Here is a 20,758-nt window from a genome sequence, read left to right on the forward strand (position 1 = left end):
GCGGGCGACCCTTTTTCCTGCCCTTCTGACCCGGGCCATTTGAGGAATAGTTCGTCCCATGCTCGCCACTGTGGCCAAGAGAATTTTCGGTTCGGCCAACGACCGTTACGTTGCCAAGCTCGGCAGGACTGTGGAGACGATCAACGGCTTCGAGCCGACCATCGCGGCGATGACCGACGAAGAGCTTCGCGGCCAGACCGAGCTCTTCCGCCAGCGGCTGGCAGACGGCACCAAGCTTGACGATCTGCTGCCCGAAGCCTTTGCAACCGTCCGCGAGGCGGCCAAGCGCACGCTCGGGCAGCGCCACTATGACGTGCAGATGATCGGTGGCATCGCGCTGCACCGCGGCGAGATCGCCGAGATGCGGACTGGCGAAGGCAAGACGCTGGTTGCGACCCTTTCGGTTTACCTCAACGCGCTCGCCGGCAAGGGCGTCCATGTCGTCACGGTCAACGATTATCTGGCCAAGCGCGACGCCGAGTGGATGGGCCAGGTCTATAAATTCCTGGGAATGACGGTCGGCGTCATTGTGCCGAACCTGACCGATCCCGAGCGCCGCGAAGCCTATCTTGCGGACATCACCTACGCCACGAATAACGAACTCGGGTTCGACTACCTGCGCGACAATATGAAATTTTCGCGCGAGCAGATGGTTCAGCGGCCCTTCCATTATGCGATCGTCGATGAGGTCGATTCGATCCTGATCGACGAGGCCCGCACTCCGCTGATCATCTCTGGTCCGACCGACGACAAATCGGAGCTCTACATGGGCGTCGACGCGATCGTGAAGCAGTTCGTCGAGGGCGATTACGAGAAGGACGAAAAGCAGAAAAGCATCGTCCTGACCGAAGACGGCACCGAAAAGGCCGAGCGGATGCTTGAAGCCGCGGGCCTGATCGAAGGGACCAACCTCTACGACATCGCCAACACGCAGGTCGTCCATCACCTTAACCAGGCCCTCAAGGCCAACAAGATGTTCAAGCGGGACATCGATTATATCGAGAAGGACGGGAAGATCGTCATCATCGACGAGTTCACCGGTCGCATGATGGACGGACGACGCTGGTCCGATGGCCTTCACCAGGCCGTCGAGGCGAAGGAAGGCGTACAGATCGAGCCGGAGAACCAGACGCTCGCCTCGATCACCTTCCAGAATTATTTCCGCATGTATCCGAAGCTGTCGGGAATGACCGGCACGGCGGCGACCGAGGCGCCGGAGTTCTTCGACATTTACCGGATGAATGTGGTTTCGATCCCGACCAACGTCCCGGTTCAGCGCCGCGACGTGGACGACGAATTCTACAAGAACATCAACGACAAGTTCGGGGCAATCGCCAAGGAAATCCGTATTCGCCAGGAAACTGGTCAGCCGGTCCTGGTCGGCACCGTATCGATCGAAAAGTCCGAAATGCTGTCGGAATTCCTGGAGCAGGAAAAGATCCAGCACTCGGTCCTCAATGCCCGCTTCCACGAAAGCGAAGCGCATATCGTCGCACAGGCCGGCCGGATCGGCATGGTCACCATCGCTACCAACATGGCCGGCCGCGGAACCGACATTAAATTGGGCGGCAACCTGGAATTTCGCGTCGAGGACGAGCTTAAGGAAGTCCCCGAAGGGCCCGAGCGCGACAAGGCGATCGAACGCATTTCCGCGGAAATCGAGGCCGAAAAGCAGCAGGTGCTGGACGCCGGCGGCCTGTTCGTTCTCGGCACTGAGCGCCACGAAAGCCGCCGTATCGACAACCAGCTCCGTGGCCGTTCCGGGCGCCAGGGCGACCCCGGCCTGTCACGCTTTTACTTGAGCCTCGACGACGATTTGCTGCGCATCTTCGGACCGCAGACCGCCTTTGCTCGCCTCATGAACAAAAATCTGGAGGACGGCGAAGCGATCATTTCCCCCTGGATCTCGAAGGCGATTGAGACCGCGCAGAAAAAGGTCGAAGCGCGCAACTACGACATCCGCAAGCAAGTCGTCGAATTCGACGATGTCATGAATGATCAGCGCAAGGTGATCTACGAGCAGCGCGCGGAGATCATGGATGCCGACCATGTTTCGGACGTGGTCGAAGATTTCCGTGTCGAAACGATCGTCGGGCTAGTCATGGCGAGCTGTCCCGAGGGTACTTATCCCGAGCAATGGGACGTCGACAGCCTCAAGGAGAATGTCGGCGAGGTGCTTGACCTCGACCCGCCGCTCGACAGCTGGCTTCAGGAGGAAGCTGTCGAGCAGACGATTGTCATCGAAAGGCTGCAGCAGCTGGCCGACGACAAGATGGCGGCCAAGAAAGGCGCGCTGACCGCTGACCAATGGGTCCAGGTCGAAAAGAACCTGCTGATCCAGACCCTCGACCATCACTGGAAGGAGCATCTGGCGACGCTCGATGCCCTCCGGCAGGTCATTCACCTGCGGAGCTATGCCCAGAAGAAACCGATCGACGAATATAAGCAGGAAGCCTTCCTGCTGTTCGAACGGCTGCTGGTCGCGATCCGCGAGGATGTCACCCGAGCGCTGATGCGCGCATACGTCGAGATCCAGGAGCCGGCTGACATACCGATGATGCCGATCGGCGCTTCGGTGCTCCCGGATTTCATCACGCACCACATCGATCCGCTGTCAGGCGACGACGACACCGCCGATTTCGATGCCGGTGGAGCATTGTTGTCGAACATGCCCCCGCTGCAGGCGCCGCGACCGCCGATGCCAGAGCAAGCGGCCGACGGTGAAACGATTGTTGCCCCCGCGAGCCGTAATGCGCTCTGCCCTTGTGGATCAGGGCGCAAATATAAGCATTGCCACGGCCAGGCGGGCTGAGGTTCAGGCAGCAAGCTTCAGCGTGCGCTGCCGGATCCAGCGTTGCACGGGAAGCTCAAACCAACGGTAGCTGAGCACGGCGGCTGCAAGCGTTGCACCAAGATAGGCGGCAAGGAACCATGAGCTCGCCAGCGGCGGAACCACGCCGCTTGCCGCGACGACAATCGCCAGCAGCAATTGAAGCGGGAAGTGCAGCAAATAGCTTGAGTAGGTGAGGTTGCCGGCCGCTTGTACTGGATTTTGCCAGCGATTGAGCAGCGGCCAATCTCTCGAAGTCAGTACCAGCAGGCAGGGCACGGCCAGCAGCAGGACCATGGGTAATTTGTCGCGATCCCCGAGAATGCCTGACATGGCGCACAGACCTACCAGCGACGCCAGGGCGGCGGCTGCTGGCCACGGCGATTTCGGTCGGAAGAGCGCAGCTAGTCCACCCGCGAAGAAATAGGTGGCGCAAGCGACCGATACCCAGTCGACTCCGGCTAGCTGAAGCGCCAATCCCGCCAGAATAACCGACGCACATAGCCGCATCGTCGGCGCAAACCGGCCGACAATCAGGAAGAAAGCAGCATAGACCGCGACTTCAGCTGAAATTGACCAGATTGGACCGTTGAAGCTGAAGGGCGCCTGCGGCCCCCAATCGGTGGCGAGAAACAGCTGGCGGACGAACAGCCCGCCATCATCCGTCCGGTAGATGAAATTTTGGCCGGTTAGGTGCCGGTGAATCGCTTCGAGCGCGATTACTGCGCCCAGCGTCGCAATGTGCAGCGGATAGAGCCTGGAAACGCGCAGCCAGAAGAAATCGCGCGCCGCGACCGACTTGGCATGAATGGCCGGGCCATATTTCCAGAAGAAAATGTAGCCGCTGATCCCCCAAAAAATTTGCACGCCATACTGGCCATATTCGTAAAGCGGCCACAGCAATCCGTAGAAGGGAACGCTGTCCCGCGGGACAGTAGGCATTCCGTGTAGATGCGCGAAGTGGCGATAGTGGAAGAACAGCACCGCCAGGGCCGATCCGAAGCGCAGCAGCTCGAGCCCGAGCAGCTTGCCGGACTCGGCGCATGCGCGTTCCTCGCGCACGATTGGTGCGCTTGGTTCAAGCGCGAACGGGCGGGCGTATCCCATGTCGTTCGCCCTACCGGAAAATGGTTACGAAAATGGCCGCTGGAAAGCGGAGGGCATACCGCCTATCTGGCCGCGCAACAGCGTTTCCCCGGAAAGACCAGATGATCGATCGCTCCACGCTTCGCCTTGCGTACCGCCCCATGGAAGAGGAGGTGGTTCAGGAACGGCTGCAGCAGGCCAAATTGGGCGCCAGCCAGCAGGGCGAAGCCAGCGCCATTGCCCGCGCTCTCGTCAAGGCAGTCCGCAGCCATAAGGCGGCTGGGCTGGATGCGTTCCTGCAGGCCTATGATCTGGGTTCCGACGAGGGCATTGCACTGATGTGCCTCGCCGAGGCGTTGTTGCGCATTCCTGACGCGGAAACCGCCGACGACCTTATCGCCGACAAGCTGTCCGGCCCCGACTGGGCGGAGAAGCTCGGCGACAGTCGCTCGACCTTTGTCAATGCGGCGACCTTTTCGCTTTTGCTGACTGGCAAGGTGCTGGAAGAGGCCAACGACAAGTCGGAAAATTGGCGTTCGGCGCTTGGCCGTGCTGTCGGCCGCCTCGGTGAACCGGTGATCCGCACTGCCGTAAGCCAGGCAATGAAGATTCTCGGCAAGCAATTCGTGTTCGGCCGAACGATCGACGAAGCGCTTAAAAGGGCCACGCCGGAACAGGCCAGGGGTTGGAGCCACAGCTTCGACATGCTGGGAGAGGCGGCCAAGACCCATGACGACGCCGCCCGCTACGCCAGGGCCTATGCAGGCGCGCTCGATACCATTGCCAAGGTTGCCAAGGGCGGCTTCCGCGCGGCTCCGGGTATCTCGGTTAAGCTCAGCGCGCTCCATCCGCGTTACGAATGGGGCCATGCCGAGGAGGCCAAGGCAGCCATTCTGCCGGTCATTCGCGACCTGGCGCTTAGGGCCGCCAAGGCCGACGTGCACTTCACCATCGACGCCGAGGAAGCCGACCGTCTCGAACTATCGATGGATTTGATCGAGGCGCTGGCCGCCGACGATACGCTGTTTGCAAACGGCTGGGGCGGGTTCGGCCTTGCCATTCAGGCCTATTCCAAGCGCGCGGTGCCCTTGGTCGACTGGACGGTCGAGCTGGCCCGCAAGCATGGCCGCAAGCTGATGGTCCGCCTGGTCAAGGGCGCTTATTGGGACAGCGAGATCAAGGTCGCCCAGGTCGCCGGCCTCAACGACTACCCTGTTTTCACCCGCAAGGTCGCGACCGACGTATCTTATCTCGCCTGCGCCAAGCGGCTGCTGGCGGCGAGCGATTGCATTTACCCGGCATTCGCCACCCACAATGCCAACACCATCGGCGCAGTGAAGGCGCTCGCCGGCGCAGCGCAGTTCGAATTCCAGCGGCTGCATGGCATGGGCGAGGGGCTCTATGAGGAGCTGGCCAAGCTCGAACAAGCTATTGGAGAAAAGCCGACTCCGGTCCGCATCTATGCCCCGGTCGGAAGCCACAAGGAGCTGCTGGCCTACCTGGTCCGCCGGCTTCTGGAGAACGGCGCCAATTCCAGCTTCGTCAATCGCATCGCCGATGATGAAATCCCGGTCGATGAACTGGTGCGCGATGCCGTCTCCGAGCTGGAGAAGCTGAGCCCCAAACGCAACGCGGCGATACCGCTGCCAAATGCCATCTTCGGGAAGGACCGGGTCAACAGCGCCGGCGTCGATCTAAGCGACCCGCTGGTTCGCGAACCATTGATGAAGAGGCTGGCCAAGCTCGGCAGCAAGCATTGGTCGGCAGCTCCAACCGGCGGCGGAAGCGGCAAAAAGTTTCCGATCTATGCGCCTTATGACACCTCCCAGGTGGTGGGCGGAGTCACCTATGCCAGCGAAGGCGATGTCGACCGCATGGTCCGCGCCGGGCTTGCCGCGCAGATCGGGTGGGATCAGCTTGGCGGCAACGGTCGCGCCAAATTGCTCAACCGCGCCGCCGACCTGTTCGAACGGCATTCTGAAGAGCTTTTCTCGCTCTGCATCAGGGAGGCCGGCAAAACCCTTCCCGATGCAGTGCTGGAGGTCCGTGAAGCAGTCGACTTCCTCCGCTATTACGCCAGCGAAGCGGTGCGCCTGTGCGGCAATGTCACCGCGCTTCCCGGCCCGACTGGCGAATTGAACGAACTGCGGCTCCATGGCCGCGGGGTGTTCGCCTGTATTTCGCCCTGGAATTTCCCGCTGGCGATCTTCATCGGCCCGGTCGCTGCGGCGCTGGCGGCCGGCAATGCCGCCATCGCCAAGCCGGCAGAGCAGACCCCATTGATTGGTGCCCGCGCGATCGAGCTGATGCACGCCGCCGGAATCCCCAAGGCGGTAGTCCAAATGGCGCCCGGCGACGGCCGGACCGGCGCGGCACTGACAAGCCACCCGCTAATTGGCGGCGTCGCCTTCACCGGCTCGACCGATACCGCCCGCGCGATCAACCGCAGTCTTGCGACACGTGACGGCCCGATCGTTCCGTTGATCGCCGAGACGGGCGGTCAAAATGCGATGATCGTCGATAGCTCCGCACTGCCGGAGCAGGTCACGCGCGATGTCGTTGCCTCGGCGTTCCAGAGCGCCGGTCAGCGTTGCTCCGCGTTGCGGGTGCTGTTCATGCAGGACGACGTCGCGGATACGATGCTGGAGATGATTGCCGGCGCAATGCAGGCGCTGGCCGTCGGAAATCCCGAGGATCTTACCACCGACGTCGGCCCGGTGATCGACACCGAGGCCAAGGCTGCACTGGATAGCCATCTCGCGCAATTGAAGACCAAGGGCCGCCTGCTGGCTGAAGTGCCGCTTCCGGAAGAAGCAATGCGTGGGCATTTCGTCGTTCCGTCGATGTACGAGATAAAGGGCCTCAAGGATCTCGACCGCGAGCATTTCGGCCCGATCCTTCATGTCGTCCGCTGGAAGTCGGGTACGCTCGACAAGGTAATCGAACAGATCAACGCCACCGGATACGGCCTGACGCTCGGCCTCCAGAGCCGGATCGACACCACGCGCCAATATGTCGAGGCCCATGCCCGCGTCGGCAATCTCTATGTCAACCGCAACCAGATCGGCGCGGTGGTCGAAAGCCAGCCATTCGGCGGGGAAGGGCTGTCGGGGACCGGGCCCAAGGCCGGCGGCCCGCACTATGTACCGCGTTTCGCGACTGAGCGAGTGACCTGCATCGATACCACCGCGGCCGGCGGCAATGCGTCGCTGATGGCCGCGATTGAGGGATAGGCTGTCCCGCGCTGACACATGCCAAACAAGGCTATGGTGCCGTTGCCGGATTGCTGCTGTTGATGAAGCTGCGGGGTGGTCCCCCGGGACATGAACGCACTTCGCCGAAGCGGTCGGGCTAACGCCTGGCCGCTTCGTTCTTTTGGATGCTGGAAGATGGCTCCCCGAGTTGGATTCGAACCAACGACCAAGTGATTAACAGTCACCTACTCTACCGCTGAGCTATCGGGGAACACGAAGCGATGCCGCCTATAACGCGCTGTTCGCGGGTTGCAAGCGCCTAAGGCGCGCTTTTAGCACCAAATATGTGAATGCCCGGTTAGTGGGCGAATTGCTCCATGGCAATGCGCTCGTCGAGGGCATGTTCGGGGTCGAACAGCAGGGTCAGGGACCGCTCCCGGTCGAGCGTAATATCAACCGTGCAGACCTCGCGAACCTCGAATTGGTCGGCGACCGCCGCCACCGGCCTCTTGTCGGCTTCCAGCACTTTCAGCCTGATCGCGACATCATCGGGCAGGATCGCGCCCGACCAGCGTCTTGGCCGGAATGGGCTGATCGAGGTCAGTGCCAGCATCTTCGCCGCCAGCGGCAGGATTGGGCCATGGGCGGAAAGATTATAGGCGGTCGAGCCCGCCGGCGTTGCCACCAGCACGCCATCGGCGACAAGCTCCGGCATCACTACCCGCCCGTTGACGCTGATCTCGATCTTGGCCGACTGACGCGTTTCGCGCAGAAGCGACACTTCGTTGATCGCCGGATGGACCCAGGTGTCGCCCCGGATATTGGTCGCTTCCATTGTTAGCGGGGCGACGCGGATATGCTTGGCGGCCTGGATTCGCTCGAACAGCCGGTCCAACCGCCAATCGTTCATCAAGAAGCCGAAGGTCCCCCGGTTCATGCCGAACACCGGGCGTGCCTCGCCGTCCTCGAGCATGGCGTGCAGCGTCTGCAGCATGAAGCCGTCGCCGCCCAGCGCGACCAGTGTCTCCGCTTTGTCCGCATCGGCCCAGCGATATCGGCGGCGGAGCATTGTTTCGGCCGATTTGGCCGCTTCGCCGGGGGAGGCAACAAGCCCAATGCCATGCGCTGCGAGGTCGCGCTCGGGCGTAGCGGGTGAGGGGCGGGCGACGTTCACAGGGATCAAAATAGAGGATTGGCGGGAAAGTGCCACTGTCCCGAATGGGAACGTGCCCGACAGACACCTTGGTCGGCCTACGGGCCACGGGTAAGCCAGCCGAATGCGTAATTGGCTCAAATGGCCAGGGTTCGGGGGCAAGCGGGTGTCGGATCGCAAGATTTCGGCGCCCGCTTCGCCATTGCACGACCATGCGCTCGAACAGGCCATCCGCCGCGATCGCATCGAACTTCGCTTCCAGCCGCAGATCGAGCCGGCCAGCGGCCGAATCCTCGGCGTTGAGGCCCTGGCCCGCTGGAGCGGTGCCGAAAGTCCCGAGGAACTGTTCGCCCGTGCCGAAGCCGCCGGTCTCGCCGAGCGCCTCTCACGGGCGATCCAGCGTAAGGCGCTGCGTACCGCCGGCGCCTGGACCGGCCTGCTCGCCGAGCTGAGGTTGTCAATCAACCTCCTCCCGCGCGATCTCGACCGTCCGGGTTATGAGCAATGGCTGCTTGGCGAGATCGCCCAAGCCGGCCTCACGCCGGGACAAGTTACGGTCGAAATTGTCGAAAGCAGCCTGATGGCCGACAGCCTCGAAGTCGCTGGCAGGCTGTCTCGCTTGCGCGCCGCAGGCGTTCGCATCGCCATAGACGATTTCGGTACCGGCTACTCCAGCCTGGCTTATTTGACGTCGCTCCCAATCGACACGATCAAGATCGACCGCGGCCTGATCAACCACATCGTCGGCGGCACCCGCGACCGGATCGTCGTCAAGGCGATGATCCGTCTTGCCGAGGAGTTGAACCTCAAGGTGATCGTCGAGGGCGTCGAAAACATCGCCCAGCTCCACCTGCTGGAGGAATGGGGCTGCGACCTTTACCAGGGCTTTTTGGGCGCCCAGCCGCTCGACGAAGCGGAATTGACCCGCTTTGTCGCCGCGGCAGCCCGCACCGCGGCCGCTTAGGCCGGCTCCAGTTCCTTCTTCTCACTCACCGCTAGCACCCGCATCAGCCCGCGCGAAATTTGCAGCGCGCCCTGCAGCCGGGATTCGCCGGTCGGCCATTCGCGGCTGATTACCAGCTTGCTATCAGGTCTTAGTCTAGCCGCGCCCTTCAGTTTCGCGACATAATCGAGCAACCCGGGCAAATCGGGGAACCCAGATGGGGCGAAAGTGATCACCGCGCCCTTCGCACCAACGTCCAGCTTGGCGATCATCGCTTTTCTGCAATTGATCTTGGTTTCAACGATTTGCAGCAAGTTCTGAGTTTCCTCGGGCAGCTTGCCGAAACGGTCGATCAGCTCCGCCGCGAATGCCTCGACACCCTGCCGGTCCTCAAGCTCGCCTAGCCGGCGGTATAGGCCCATGCGAAGGTCAAGGTCGGGCACATAATGTTCCGGGATAAGGATCGGCGCCTCGACACTGATCTGAGGAGTGAATTCCTCGCGGCGCCGCTCCGTCGCGCCCGCTTTCTGCTCGAGGATCGCATCCTCCAGCATGGACTGATACAGCTCGAAGCCGACCTCCTTGATGTGTCCCGACTGCTCGTCGCCAAGCAAATTGCCTGCTCCGCGAATGTCCAGGTCGTGGCTGGCCAGCTGGAAGCCGGCACCCAAGCTGTCGAGATTGGCCAGCACCTGCAGCCTCTTGTCAGCGCCTTCGGTCAACGCCCGGTCAGGCGGCGTCGTCAAATAGGCATAAGCCCGGGTCTTCGCGCGGCCGACGCGGCCTCGCAGCTGGTAGAGCTGCGCCAGGCCAAATCGGTCGGCGCGATGGACAATCAGCGTATTGGCCGACGGGATATCGAGCCCGCTCTCGACGATGCTCGTCGACAGCAACACGTCATATTTCCGGTCGTAAAAGGCGCTGATCCGCTCCTCGACCTCGCCCGCGCCCATTTGCCCGTGGGCGGTGACCGCCTTCACTTCGGGGACCTCTTCGCGCAGCCATTCCTCCAGCTCGGGCAAATCGGCGATCCGCGGCGCGACCAGGAAGCTCTGGCCGCCGCGATAATGCTCGCGCAGCAGAGCCTCGCGCATCACCACGGCGTCCCAGGGTGCCACATAAGTCCTGACCGCCAGGCGGTCGACCGGAGGGGTCTGGATGACCGACAGTTCGCGCAGGCCCGACATCGCCATCTGCAAGGTCCGGGGGATCGGTGTCGCGGTCAGCGTGAGGACGTGCACATCTTCTTTCAACGCCTTGAGCTTTTCCTTGTGCGCGACCCCGAAATGCTGCTCCTCGTCGACAATCACCAGGCCAAGCTTCTTGAACCCGATCGATTTCGACAGCAGCGCGTGGGTGCCGATGACGATATCGACCTTGCCCTGCTCCAGCCTCTCCCTGGTCGTCTTGGCCTCGGCCGCCGGGACCAGCCGCGACAGACGCCCGATCTCAACCGGGAAGCCCTGGAAACGCTCGACGAAATTGCGGTAGTGCTGCCTTGCTAGCAGCGTGGTCGGGCAGATCAGCGCCACCTGGTAGCCGGCCATTGCTGCCACGAACGCCGCGCGCAGCGCCACTTCGGTCTTGCCGAAGCCGACGTCTCCGCAGACCAGCCGGTCCATCGGCCTACCGCTGCCCAGATCCTCCAGCACCTCGGCGATCGCCCGGTCCTGATCGTCGGTCTCTTCAAATGGGAAACGGTCGACGAATTCCGGCAAAGTCGCATCCGCCTCGGCCACCTGGCCCGGCCGCGTTGCCCGGATCGCCGCGGTCTTGATCAGCTCGCCCGCGATCTCGCGGATCCGCTCCTTCATCCGCGCCTTGCGCCGCTGCCACGCCTCGCCGCCCAGCCGGTCGAGATTGGCCCCGTCTCCTGCGCCGCCATAACGGGTCAGAACGTCGATATTTTCGACCGGGACGTAGAGCCGGTCGCCGCCGGCGTAGGAGAGGGCGACGCAATCGTGCGGCGCCTTGCCGACCATCACCGACGTCAGCCCCTCATAGCGGCCGATGCCATGCTCCATGTGCACGACCAGGTCGCCCGGCGTAAGTGCGGCCAGCTCGGCGAGGAAGGCATCGGCGCTCTTGCGCCGTTTCTTGCGCCGCACCAGCCGGTCGCCGAGCATGTCCTGCTCGGTAAGGACGGCGACGTCCGGTCCGGCAAATCCATGATCGAGCGGCAGGACGATCAGCGCCGCGTCGGTCCGGGCTCCCAACGCTTCCTGCCAGCTGCCGGCCAGCTTCAGGCCCTTAAGGCCATGGTCCTCGAGCAATCCGGCAAGTCGCTCCCGAGCTCCCACCGTATAGCTCGCAAGAACGACTTTCTTCTTGCCGTTCCGTAGTTTGACGACCTGTTTTGCGACCGCGTCATAGACATTGGCGCCTTGCGCGCGCTCCGGCCCAAAGTCGCGCGGACCATCGACCCCGAAGTCGATGACCTTGCCGCCCTCCGGTTGCTGGAAGGGGGTGACCTGGTGAATCGGCCGCTCCTCCACGGCCCCGCGCCATTCCTTGTTCGATAAATAGAGCGATGAGGGAGCGAGCGGGCGATAACTGCCCGGCTCGGCGATCATCGCCTTTTCGCGATTGGCGAAATAATCGTCGATTGCTTCGTGCCGCGCTTCCAGCGCCCCGTCGGCGTTCGAATCCCGGACGATGACGTCGTTGTCGCCGAGATGGTCGAACAGGGTTGCAAGCTTCTCCTCGAGCAGCGGCAGCCAATGTTCCATCCCCGCCAGCCGCCGCCCGTCGCTGATCGCTTGATAGAGCGGGTCGCCGGTGGCGTTGGCGCCGAATTGTTCGCGATAACGCGCCCGGAACCGCTTGACTGTCGCCTCGTCGAGCAATGCCTCACTCGCCGGCATCAAGGTGAAGGCTTCGGCATTTCCCGTACTGCGCTGGTCGGCGGGGTCAAACCGCCGCATCGTCTCAATTTCGTCGCCGAAGAAGTCGAGCCGAATCGCCTGTTCCTCGCCTGCCGGGAACAGGTCGACGATCGAGCCGCGCACCGCGAACTCCCCTTGGTCATGCACGGCATCGGTCCGCTGGTAGCCGTTGGCGACTAGCAGTTCGACCAGCCGGTCGCGCTCGATACGCTCGCCCTCTGCCAGTATCCGCGTCAGCTGGCGGATGCGGAATGGCGTAAGGATGCGCTGGGTGATCGCATTGGCTGTGGTCAGCAGCAGTTGCGGGCCCTTGCGCTTGCCCTGAAGCTTCTCCAGCGCAGCCAATCGCTCGGCCATCACTCGAAGGGCGGGGGATGCACGGTCGTAGGGCAGGCAGTCCCAGGCTGGAAAGCTCAGCACTTCTACCTCGGGTGCGAACACCGGCACAGTGTCCTGCAACGCACGCATCGCCGCTTCGTCGGCCGCGATGATCACCGCCCGGCCGCCATCGCCGGTCCCGTGCGCCGCCCGAGCGAGGTCCGACGCTAGCCAGGGCAGGAAGCCCGCCGGGACCCCGGCCAGTGTCAGCGGCCCCTCGGCCTTCAAAATGCGATTCAGCGGCTCGCTCATTTGGCTGTCCGGATGAAGTCGAGGCGCTTGAAGGCATCCATCATCGGCCCCTGGTAGCGTTCGGGCACATCCTGCGTCCCAATCGCCCAGGCCATGATGTCGACGTCCTGCTCGGTCAACAGTGCGGCGAACAGGGCGCGTTCGTGCGCGTCCCAGGATGCATGGTAGGCGTCGAAGAACCCGCCGATCATCATGTCGGCCTCGCGCGTCCCGCGATGCCAGGCGCGGTACTGCAGCGCCCGCATGACATCGTCCATGACCAGCATTCCTCCCAACGCAAATCGACCCGCGGCGGACTCGCAGCGGGTTCTCGACGGTCCATGTAGGCAGTTGGCCTCGCTCTCGCTAGTGTCGCGCCGATGCGTCCCGACTTGCTCAATCCACTATTCGCCGAAGTCGAGGCGTTGAAGGGCGTCGGGCCTGGAATCGCCAAATCTCTGGCCCGCCTCCACCTCACCCGCGCCATCGATCTCGCCTATCATTTGCCGACGGGGACGATCGACCGGGTTCGTGCACCGCATGCAAGCCAGGCGCTCTTGGGCCGGATCGTGGTGCTTGACGTCTTGCCTGAGCAAGTCCGCGCCGGTTCGGGGAAGGCGCCGCTGCGCATCTACGCCCGTGACGACAACGACAACATGATTACGCTGACGTTCTTCAATAATCCGGCCTGGGCCAAGAAACAGCTGCCGCTCAACGAGATGCGGACCGTGATCGGCAAGCTCGATCAGTGGGGGCAGGAGTGGCAGATCGTCCATCCGGAAGTTCTGGAGCCGGCCAAGGCGAGCGAGGTTGCGCTGCGCGAGCCGGTCTATGGCCTGACCGAGGGCATCTCCAACAAGCGCATGCGCGAGCTGGCGCTGACCGGGCTGGAGCGCGCGCCCGAGCTTCCAGAATGGATTGAGCCGTCGCAGCTGGTACACGATCATTGGCCGGCCTGGCGTAAGGCGCTGGCTGAAATTCACTCCGATCCTGCCGCAACAAATGCCCGCAAGCGCCTGTCATACGATGAGATTTTTGCCAACCAACTAGTGATGATGCTGCTTCGGCAGGTCGCTCGGCGCAAGAAGGGCGTTCCGCTCCAGGGCGATGGGCGGCTGACGGACAAATTGCAGCTGCCTTACCAGCTTACCAACGCCCAGCAGCGGGTCATCGGCGAGATCCGCGGCGACATGGCCCAGGACCGACCGATGCTGCGCTTGCTCCAGGGTGACGTTGGCTCGGGCAAGACGCTGGTGGCGCTGCTTGCGATGCTGGAAGCGGTAGAGGCCGGCGCCCAGGCGGCGATGCTCGCCCCGACCGAAATCCTCGCCCGCCAGCACCATGCTACCCTCCAGCGCCAGTGCGAGGCGATTGGCGTTCGCATCGCCATCCTTACTGGTCGCGAAAAAGGCCGGGCGCGTGACTCCGTGCTGATGGGCCTCGCGGACGGCTCGATCGACATTCTCGTCGGCACCCACGCCATCTTCCAGCAGCATGTCGGCTACAAGAAGCTCGGGTTGATCGTGATCGACGAGCAGCATCGCTTCGGCGTCTCGCAGCGGCTGTTGCTCAGCGAAAAGGCCGAGCATCCTCCACACCTGCTGGCAATGACGGCCACACCGATTCCGCGCACGCTGACCCTGACCCACTATGGCGAAATGGACGTAAGCCGGATCGACGAGATGCCGCCCGGCCGTACGCCGGTGGAGACATTGGTGATCAGCGACCAGAAGCTGACCGACGTGGTCGACGGGCTGGGCCGGCACTTGGCTTCCGGCGGCCAGGCCTATTGGGTCTGCCCTTTGGTGGAGGAGAGCGAGGCGATCGACGCCGCTGCAGCCGAAGAGCGCGCTCGGCTGCTCCGCTTTCGCTTCGGCGAGACCAAGGTGGGCCTGGTCCATGGCCGGATGAAGGGCGCGGAGAAGGATGACGTCATGGCGTCATTCACCAATGGCGAGCTCGGCGTGTTGGTCGCCACAACTGTGATCGAGGTTGGGGTCGATGTCCCCAACGCTTCCTTGATCATCGTCGAAGGGGCAGAGCGCTTCGGGCTCGCGCAGCTCCACCAGCTCCGTGGCCGGGTCGGGCGCGGGGCGGCGGCCAGCCGATGCATCCTGCTCCGCGGCCAAAATCTGACCGAAACCGGCAGGTCGCGCCTGGCCCTGATGCGCGAGACCAATGACGGTTTCCGCATTGCCGAGGAAGATCTGAAGCTGCGCGGGCCCGGCGAGATGCTCGGCACGCGCCAGTCGGGCGAGCAGCTGTTCAAGGTCGCTACTCCGGAGGACGTCGCCGAGCTGGCGCCAATCGCCCAGGGCGACGCCCGCCTGCTTCTCGATCGCGACGGTGGCCTGGCGTCGACCCGCGGCCAGGCCGCGCGACTGTGTCTCTATCTGTTTGAACGCGACGCGGCGGTGGAGCTGATTAGGGGCGGGTAGCGCCTAGAGGCCTGTCTGAGATCGGAGCGTAATAGCACGATCAATCAATCCTTCGATGGCTGGCGCTACGTTGCGAAGCGATATCCGCCGCATATAGCGGAGGGGTCCCATCTCTACGAACAGCTTTCCGAAAACTTCGTCGGCAAAGCTGCTAGAAATCACAAACACATTGGCAAAATCCACTTCAAGGCGCAGTCCATCATCATCTCGCAGCAGATTTGAGATGTACCTTCGTGCTTCAATTCCTGATTGGCGACTCCCGAAGGTTTGACACAGGTCTTTTGCCTCAACTCTTAGAACGCCCCCTGCCTGCTCGTGTTTGCGTTCGATGTAGTCATAGGCCGGCGAGTGCTCACGCCCCCCAATTGTTAGTGCATGTTCAATAAGCTGTGGATTTGCACAGTCGATTTGGCAAACAACGTATGTGCCCTTGTATGGAATACTTTCGTCACGGATATGCATCTCGCCCGCCTTTGTTACATACAGATTGGCGTGCGCCGAGTTCAGGGCAAAAATACCAGATGAGGCCAGTGCTAGTTGGTAAGTGCCGTAGAGTCCGTTTCCCTGATTTGTCGATTTGTTTCGCGTAACGCCCTCTTGGATCGCTCGCTCAACGGCCTCGCATTCGTCCAGAATTCCAAGGCTACGCGCAACTCCGATTCCGGCATCTGCAACCGTAAATTCGAGAATGTCGTGATGTGACAACTTGTGGCAGATCAGAAACCCGCCCACGTGGGACTGTGAATGCGTAAGGACGTTATCGGTGATTTCATTAACGGCCCACTCTAGTGCAGCAATATTGGCCCGGCTAAGATCTGTTTTTCGGAGCGCCGATTTGATGACCTTGTCAACCGCCACCTCGCGCTCATCTTGATCCAGATACTGTAGGACAGATGGATCTGACGAGTTGAGCCGAGGCTTCGCGAACTTCCGGTGCTCAACATAATGCGGCAGACCCAACTTGATGAGCCTTGTGCTGAGTTGTTGTTGTCGCGGTGCCCAATACTCAAACTCCACCTTTCTATCTCGGACAAGCCACCGGAGGTGAGCTGAGAGGGGCGGAATGACCGAATGTGTAATGGACGTTAGGCTCGAAAAATCTAGAGTAACGTCCGGATATCCCGCCTTGGAAACAAGTTGGTGTAGTGCCGAGATAAGGCGCGGCAATGAGTTGAGTCTCAAATCGCCAAAAATCTGAATTCTGTTTTGTTGGTGTCTAACCTCAAAAAACAAGTTTGAATTCGTCATTGGATTTCACTGCCTGGGCAAAAGCACGCCGTGAGATTTGCGCCCCGCCGACACGCGGACGGGTTCAGTTAAGATGATGACGTATTTCTCGTCCAATATCTTCTCACCGTTTACTCGAGCACCTCCTTGTCGAATTAGCCGCCGCGCTTCTCCCTTCGATACACACAGCTCCAAGGATGCCAAGGCATCGACAAGACCAATTGATCCGCCGTCGACTGTATAAGTTGGAAGGCTTGCACTTATTCCTCCCTCAGAAAACACCTCTTGTGCCGACTTGGCTGCTGCTTCTGCCGCCTTCCGGCCATGCAACAGCGCCGTCGCCTCAGTCGCCAGGATTTCCTTTACCTCATTGAGCTCTTGCCCTTGGCGCTTATCGAGTTCCGCAATCTGATCGAGAGGTAAATCTGTAAAGAGCTTGAGGAATTTTCCGACATCACCATCTGCAGTATCCCGCCAGAATTGCCAATAATCGTAAGCGGATAGTTGGTCGGCATTGAGCCAAACGGCACCGCTGGCGGTCTTGCCCATCTTGGCGCCGTCAGCGGTGGTGATGAGCGGTGTTGTGACGCCGAACAGCTCGGTGCCGTCCATGCGGCGGGCAAGGTCGACGCCGTTGACGATATTGCCCCACTGGTCCGACCCGCCGAGCTGCAGGCGGCAGGCATGCCGCAGCGCAAGCTCGCGGAAGTCATAGGCCTGGAGGATCATGTAATTGAACTCCAGGAACGTCAGCGGCTGCTCCCGGTCGAGCCTGAGCTTAACCGAATCGAAGGTCAGCATGCGGTTGACCGTAAAATGCGGGCCGACGGTGCGCAGCAGGTCGATGTAGGCGAGCTTGCCTAGCCAATCGTCATTGTCGACCATGATCGCATCGGTCGGACCGTCACCGAAGGTCAAGAAATGTTCGAAGACCTTGCGGATCGACGCGATGTTGGCCTGAATATCCTCGTGACTCAACAGCTTGCGGCTTTCGTCCTTGCCGCTGGGATCGCCGATCTTGGTCGTCCCTCCGCCCATCAACACGATCGGCTTGTGCCCGGCCTGCTGCATTCGCCTGAGCATCATGATCTGCACCAGGCTGCCGACATGCAGGCTCGGCGCCGTTGCGTCGAAGCCGATATAGCCGGTTACAACCTCGCGTGACGCCAATGCGTCGAGCCCGGCGCTATCCGTAGCCTGGTGGATATAGCCGCGCTCGTCGAGCAGGCGGAGCAGGGAGGATTTGAATTCGCTCATCGAAATGCTCGCTTAGCTACGCAATTCAACTTCGTCATCCCCGCGCAAGCGGGGACCCAGTGAAAAGCAAAAACTAGGTTCCATGACCAAAACCAGCACTTTCTGGGGGAAAGTGCGTTTTGGTCATTTCGCGGGAATGACGTTAGGGTTTGTCCGTGCCCAGCCTTTACCGCCATCCCGATGCCCCTGCCGGCGCGATCCAGTCGATCGACGCGGAGCTTGAGCGCATGAGCGACGGCGCAGTCGCCATCTTCCTGGTTCGCGGTGACCTTGCGAAACTGGTCATTCCGCCACCCGCCTTGCCCGGACGGGCCGACAACCTCTGGCGCACGACCTGCTTCGAACTATTCGTGTCTGGCGAGGCCCAGGCCTACCGCGAATTCAACTTTTCGCCGTCGGGTCAGTGGGCGGCTTATGGTTTCGCCGGCTATCGTTCGGGCATGGCCAATGCAGATGCATCGGTCGAAACCGAATTATTTCATGAAAATAATCAGTTGCAGTTCAGTGCTGAGATCAGAACCATATTTCCCAACCCCGCGCATGTCGGCCTCACGGCGGTGATTGAAGACGTCGGCGGCACCATCAGCTACTGGTCAACCGCCTTCGCTCCGGGCAAGCCCGATTTTCACGCCGCGGCGGTGCGGTCCCTGCTTTTGGATGGAGTAAGCGCGGAATGATGTTGGGCGTTGAACGGCTTCTGGTCGACCCGGAACTGCGCAAGCCGATAGAGGGCAAGCGCGTCGCGCTGGTCGCGCACCCGGCGTCGGTCACCTATCACCTAACTCACAGCCTCGATGCGCTAGCCGAAGCGGGGATCCGCCTCACGGCCGCCTTTGGTCCGCAGCATGGCCTTCGCGGCGACAAGCAGGACAATATGGTCGAAAGCCCGGATTTCATCGATCCGGTCCACGAAATCCCGGTCTTCAGCCTCTACGGCGAAGTTCGCCGTCCGACCGGCCAGTCAATGTCTACCTTTGATGTCGTGCTGATCGACCTGCAGGACGTCGGTTGCCGCATCTACACCTTCATCACCACCTTGCTCTACATGCTCGAAGCCGCGGCCGAGCATGGCAAGGCGGTTTGGGTGCTCGACCGGCCCAACCCCGCCGGCAGGCCGGTCGAGGGGCTGACGCTTCGGCCCGGCTGGGAAAGCTTCGTTGGCGCCGGTCCGATCCCGATGCGCCATGGCCTTACGCTAGGTGAGCTCGGCCGCTGGTTCGTCGACCATTTCAAGCTCGACGTCGACTATCGCGTGATCGAGATGGAGGGTTATCGCCCCGGCGAGGGACCGGGCTTCGGCTGGCCGACCGACCGCATCTGGGTGAACCCGTCCCCCAATGCCGCCAACCTCAACATGGCGCGATGCTATGCCGGGACGGTCATGCTCGAAGGTGCGACATTGAGCGAGGGCAGGGGCACCACTCGCCCTCTCGAACTTTTCGGCGCACCCGACATCGACGCTCGGGCAGTCATCAAGGTCATGCGCGACACCGCGCCGCAATGGCTCGAAGGCTGCATCCTGCGCGATATCTCGTTCGAGCCAACCTTTCACAAGCATGTCGGCCAGCTCTGCAGCGGCGTGCATATCCACGCCGAGGGTGATCTATACGATCACCAGGCGTTCAAGCCGTGGCGGCTGCAATCGCTGGCCTTCAAGGCGATCCGCAAGCTTTTCCCGGATTATGAGATCTGGCGCGGCAAAGACTTCGCCTACGAATATACTAACGATGTCCTGGCCATCGACGTCATCAACGGCTCGCCGCTGCTCCGCGAATGGGTCGAAGATCCAAACGCCGAGCCCGGCGACCTTGATGCGATCACTGTGCCCGACGAGCAGGCGTGGGCTGAGGAGCGCCGATCCTATCTGCTTTATTAGCGCTTGCGGCTTAGCTCGCGCATCGCATCGTCGAGACCGTCCAGCGTAAGCGAATACATCCGCTCATCCATCAGCCGCTTCAAAATCGCGGTCGAGGCCGAGTGGCCCCAATAGGCTTCCGGCGTCGGGTTGATCCACGCCGCACTTGGATAGGCATCGGTCAGCCGCTTAAGCCAAACCGCGCCTGCTTCATCGTTCATATGCTCGATCGACCCGCCCGCATGGGTGATCTCATAGGGGCTCATCGACGCATCGCCGACGATCACCAGCTTATGATCCCGGCCGAATTTGTGGATGACGTCATGCGTCGGCGTCTTTTCGACATGTCGGCGGCGGTTATCCTTCCACACGCCCTCGTAGACGCAATTGTGGAAGTAGAAATGCTCGAGGTGCTTGAACTCGCTCTTGCATGCCGAGAACAGCTCCTCGGCAATCCTCACATGCCCGTCCATCGACCCGCCGATGTCCAGGAACAGCAGAACCTTGACCGCATTGTGCCGCTCGGGCCGCATATGGACATCTAGCCACCCGCGGCGCGCCGTGCCGTCGATCGTCCCGTCGAGGTCAAGTTCCTCGGCTGCGCCTTCCCGGGCGAAACGCCGCAAGCGCCGCAAAGCCACCTTGATGTTGCGCGTGCCAAGATCCTGGGTGCCGTCCAGGTCCCTGAACTCGCGCTTTTCCCACACCTTGATCGCCCGGCCGTGCCGCCCCGGTCCGCCGATCCGCACCCCTTCCGGATTATAGCCGCCGTGACCGAAGGGCGATGTGCCGCCGGTGCCGATCCATTTGCTGCCGCCCTGGTGCCGGCCCTGTTGCTCGGCCAGCCGGTCCTTCAGCACCTGCATAATCTCTTCCCAGCTGCCGAGACTCTTGATCGCCTCCATCTGCTCGGGCGTCAGATATGCCTCGGCGATGAGCTTCAGCCATTCCTCGGGAATTTCCGCGACGATCCCTTCGGCGCCGGTCGCGATCAGCCCCTTGAACACTTCGGCGAACACCCGGTCGAAGCGGTCGAGCTGGCTTTCGTCATGAACGAAGGTTGCGCGGGCCAGATAGTAGAATTGCTCGGGGTCGGCCGAAATCACCTCCGCGTCCATCGCCTCGAGGAGCAGCAGATGCTCCTTCAGAGAGGCAGGAATACCGCCTTTGCGGAGCGCTTCGACGAAACCAATGAACATCTGGAAAACCGTCACCCCGGACTTGATGATCGGCATGCGGCACTGTCAGGGGGACAGTGCCGGTCTGATCATGGGTCTGCCT

13 protein-coding genes and 1 tRNA gene are annotated in these 20,758 nt (G+C 61.8%); 6 read left to right on the forward strand and 8 right to left on the reverse strand.

All coding sequences use genetic code 11. The annotated features are described in order from the left end of the window. The first annotated feature begins 58 nt into the window (after positions 1-58). Positions 59-2,812, forward strand: a complete 2,754-nt coding sequence (gene secA, locus LZ518_RS03455) for a preprotein translocase subunit SecA (protein WP_249914639.1) — start codon at positions 59-61, stop codon at positions 2,810-2,812. Positions 2,813-2,815: 3 nt separating this feature from the next. Here the strand turns inward: secA and LZ518_RS03460 are convergent, their stop codons facing one another. Beyond that, positions 2,816-3,937 carry an acyltransferase family protein gene (locus LZ518_RS03460; protein ID WP_249914640.1) on the reverse strand — a complete coding sequence of 374 codons (1,122 nt, stop codon included), beginning with the start codon at positions 3,935-3,937 and terminating at the stop codon, positions 2,816-2,818. A gap of 101 nt (positions 3,938-4,038) precedes the next feature. Here LZ518_RS03460 and putA point away from each other — a divergent pair, with 101 nt between their 5' ends. Continuing rightward, positions 4,039-7,149 (forward strand): bifunctional proline dehydrogenase/L-glutamate gamma-semialdehyde dehydrogenase PutA, encoded by a 3,111-nt coding sequence (gene putA / locus LZ518_RS03465; protein ID WP_249914641.1) that lies wholly within the window; start codon positions 4,039-4,041, stop codon positions 7,147-7,149. A gap of 157 nt (positions 7,150-7,306) precedes the next feature. On the opposite strand, the gene LZ518_RS03470 is transcribed toward putA, so the two are convergent. Together LZ518_RS03470 and LZ518_RS03475 are read right to left on the reverse strand one after the other, a co-directional pair. Beyond that, positions 7,307-7,381: transfer RNA gene (locus tag LZ518_RS03470), tRNA-Asn, on the reverse strand. 87 nt (positions 7,382-7,468) lie between these two features. After that, positions 7,469-8,227, reverse strand: a complete 759-nt coding sequence (locus LZ518_RS03475; RefSeq protein WP_249916489.1) for an NAD kinase — start codon at positions 8,225-8,227, stop codon at positions 7,469-7,471. 160 nt (positions 8,228-8,387) lie between these two features. On the opposite strand from LZ518_RS03475, the gene LZ518_RS03480 reads away from it, so the two are divergent. After that, complete coding sequence (locus LZ518_RS03480; protein WP_249914642.1) at positions 8,388-9,227, forward strand: EAL domain-containing protein; 840 nt, start codon at positions 8,388-8,390, stop codon at positions 9,225-9,227. Here LZ518_RS03480 and mfd read toward each other — a convergent pair. Both mfd and LZ518_RS03490 read right to left on the reverse strand, forming a co-directional pair. Further along, positions 9,224-12,721 (reverse strand): transcription-repair coupling factor, encoded by a 3,498-nt coding sequence (gene mfd / locus LZ518_RS03485; protein ID WP_249914643.1) that lies wholly within the window; start codon positions 12,719-12,721, stop codon positions 9,224-9,226. The two genes, LZ518_RS03480 and mfd, sit on opposite strands and share 4 nt — an antisense overlap. Then, on the reverse strand, positions 12,718-12,978 hold the full coding sequence (locus LZ518_RS03490; RefSeq protein WP_249914644.1) for a succinate dehydrogenase assembly factor 2: 261 nt from the start codon (positions 12,976-12,978) through the stop codon (positions 12,718-12,720). The genes mfd and LZ518_RS03490 overlap by 4 nt, the downstream gene beginning before the upstream one ends. 102 nt (positions 12,979-13,080) lie before the next feature. Here LZ518_RS03490 and recG point away from each other — a divergent pair, with 102 nt between their 5' ends. Continuing rightward, positions 13,081-15,138: an ATP-dependent DNA helicase RecG gene (recG, locus tag LZ518_RS03495; protein WP_249914645.1), complete on the forward strand. Its 2,058-nt coding sequence runs from the start codon at positions 13,081-13,083 to the stop codon at positions 15,136-15,138. Positions 15,139-15,141: 3 nt separating this feature from the next. Here recG and LZ518_RS03500 read toward each other — a convergent pair whose 3' ends face one another. Both LZ518_RS03500 and tyrS read right to left on the reverse strand, forming a co-directional pair. After that, the gene (locus tag LZ518_RS03500; RefSeq protein ID WP_249914646.1) at positions 15,142-16,098 is read right to left on the reverse strand and encodes an STAS-like domain-containing protein; all 957 of its coding nucleotides are present in this window, start codon (positions 16,096-16,098) and stop codon (positions 15,142-15,144) included. A 294-nt stretch (positions 16,099-16,392) separates the two neighbouring features. Continuing rightward, complete coding sequence (tyrS, locus tag LZ518_RS03505) at positions 16,393-17,622, reverse strand: tyrosine--tRNA ligase (RefSeq protein WP_249914647.1); 1,230 nt, start codon at positions 17,620-17,622, stop codon at positions 16,393-16,395. A gap of 155 nt (positions 17,623-17,777) precedes the next feature. On the opposite strand from tyrS, the gene LZ518_RS03510 reads away from it, so the two are divergent. Both LZ518_RS03510 and LZ518_RS03515 read left to right on the forward strand, forming a co-directional pair. Next, on the forward strand, positions 17,778-18,299 hold the full coding sequence (locus LZ518_RS03510) for a DOMON-like domain-containing protein (RefSeq protein WP_249914648.1): 522 nt from the start codon (positions 17,778-17,780) through the stop codon (positions 18,297-18,299). Beyond that, entirely contained in the window at positions 18,296-19,498 is a 1,203-nt protein-coding gene (locus LZ518_RS03515) for an exo-beta-N-acetylmuramidase NamZ family protein (protein WP_249914649.1), read from the forward strand. Before LZ518_RS03510 ends, LZ518_RS03515 begins: the two co-directional genes overlap by 4 nt. On the opposite strand, the gene LZ518_RS03520 is transcribed toward LZ518_RS03515, so the two are convergent. Next, positions 19,495-20,676, reverse strand: a complete 1,182-nt coding sequence (locus LZ518_RS03520) for a vWA domain-containing protein (protein WP_249916490.1) — start codon at positions 20,674-20,676, stop codon at positions 19,495-19,497. The two genes, LZ518_RS03515 and LZ518_RS03520, sit on opposite strands and share 4 nt — an antisense overlap. Positions 20,677-20,758 lie beyond the last annotated feature (82 nt).

This window comes from Sphingomonas brevis, from assembly GCF_023516505.1.
GTDB classification, from domain to species: domain Bacteria; phylum Pseudomonadota; class Alphaproteobacteria; order Sphingomonadales; family Sphingomonadaceae; genus Sphingomicrobium; species Sphingomicrobium breve.

Excerpts from the sequence above, each read along its gene's own strand:
- secA (WP_249914639.1), top strand. The coding sequence starts at position 59 with ATGCTCGCCACTGTGGCCAAGAGAATTTTCGGTTCGGCCAACGACCGT.
- LZ518_RS03460 (WP_249914640.1), bottom strand. The coding sequence starts at position 3,937 with ATGGGATACGCCCGCCCGTTCGCGCTTGAACCAAGCGCACCAATCGTG.
- putA (WP_249914641.1), top strand. The coding sequence starts at position 4,039 with ATGATCGATCGCTCCACGCTTCGCCTTGCGTACCGCCCCATGGAAGAG.
- LZ518_RS03480 (WP_249914642.1), top strand. The coding sequence starts at position 8,388 with ATGCGTAATTGGCTCAAATGGCCAGGGTTCGGGGGCAAGCGGGTGTCG.
- mfd (WP_249914643.1), bottom strand. The coding sequence starts at position 12,721 with ATGAGCGAGCCGCTGAATCGCATTTTGAAGGCCGAGGGGCCGCTGACA.
- LZ518_RS03490 (WP_249914644.1), bottom strand. The coding sequence starts at position 12,978 with ATGGACGATGTCATGCGGGCGCTGCAGTACCGCGCCTGGCATCGCGGG.
- recG (WP_249914645.1), top strand. The coding sequence starts at position 13,081 with ATGCGTCCCGACTTGCTCAATCCACTATTCGCCGAAGTCGAGGCGTTG.
- tyrS (WP_249914647.1), bottom strand. The coding sequence starts at position 17,622 with ATGAGCGAATTCAAATCCTCCCTGCTCCGCCTGCTCGACGAGCGCGGC.
- LZ518_RS03515 (WP_249914649.1), top strand. The coding sequence starts at position 18,296 with ATGATGTTGGGCGTTGAACGGCTTCTGGTCGACCCGGAACTGCGCAAG.
- LZ518_RS03520 (WP_249916490.1), bottom strand. The coding sequence starts at position 20,676 with ATGTTCATTGGTTTCGTCGAAGCGCTCCGCAAAGGCGGTATTCCTGCC.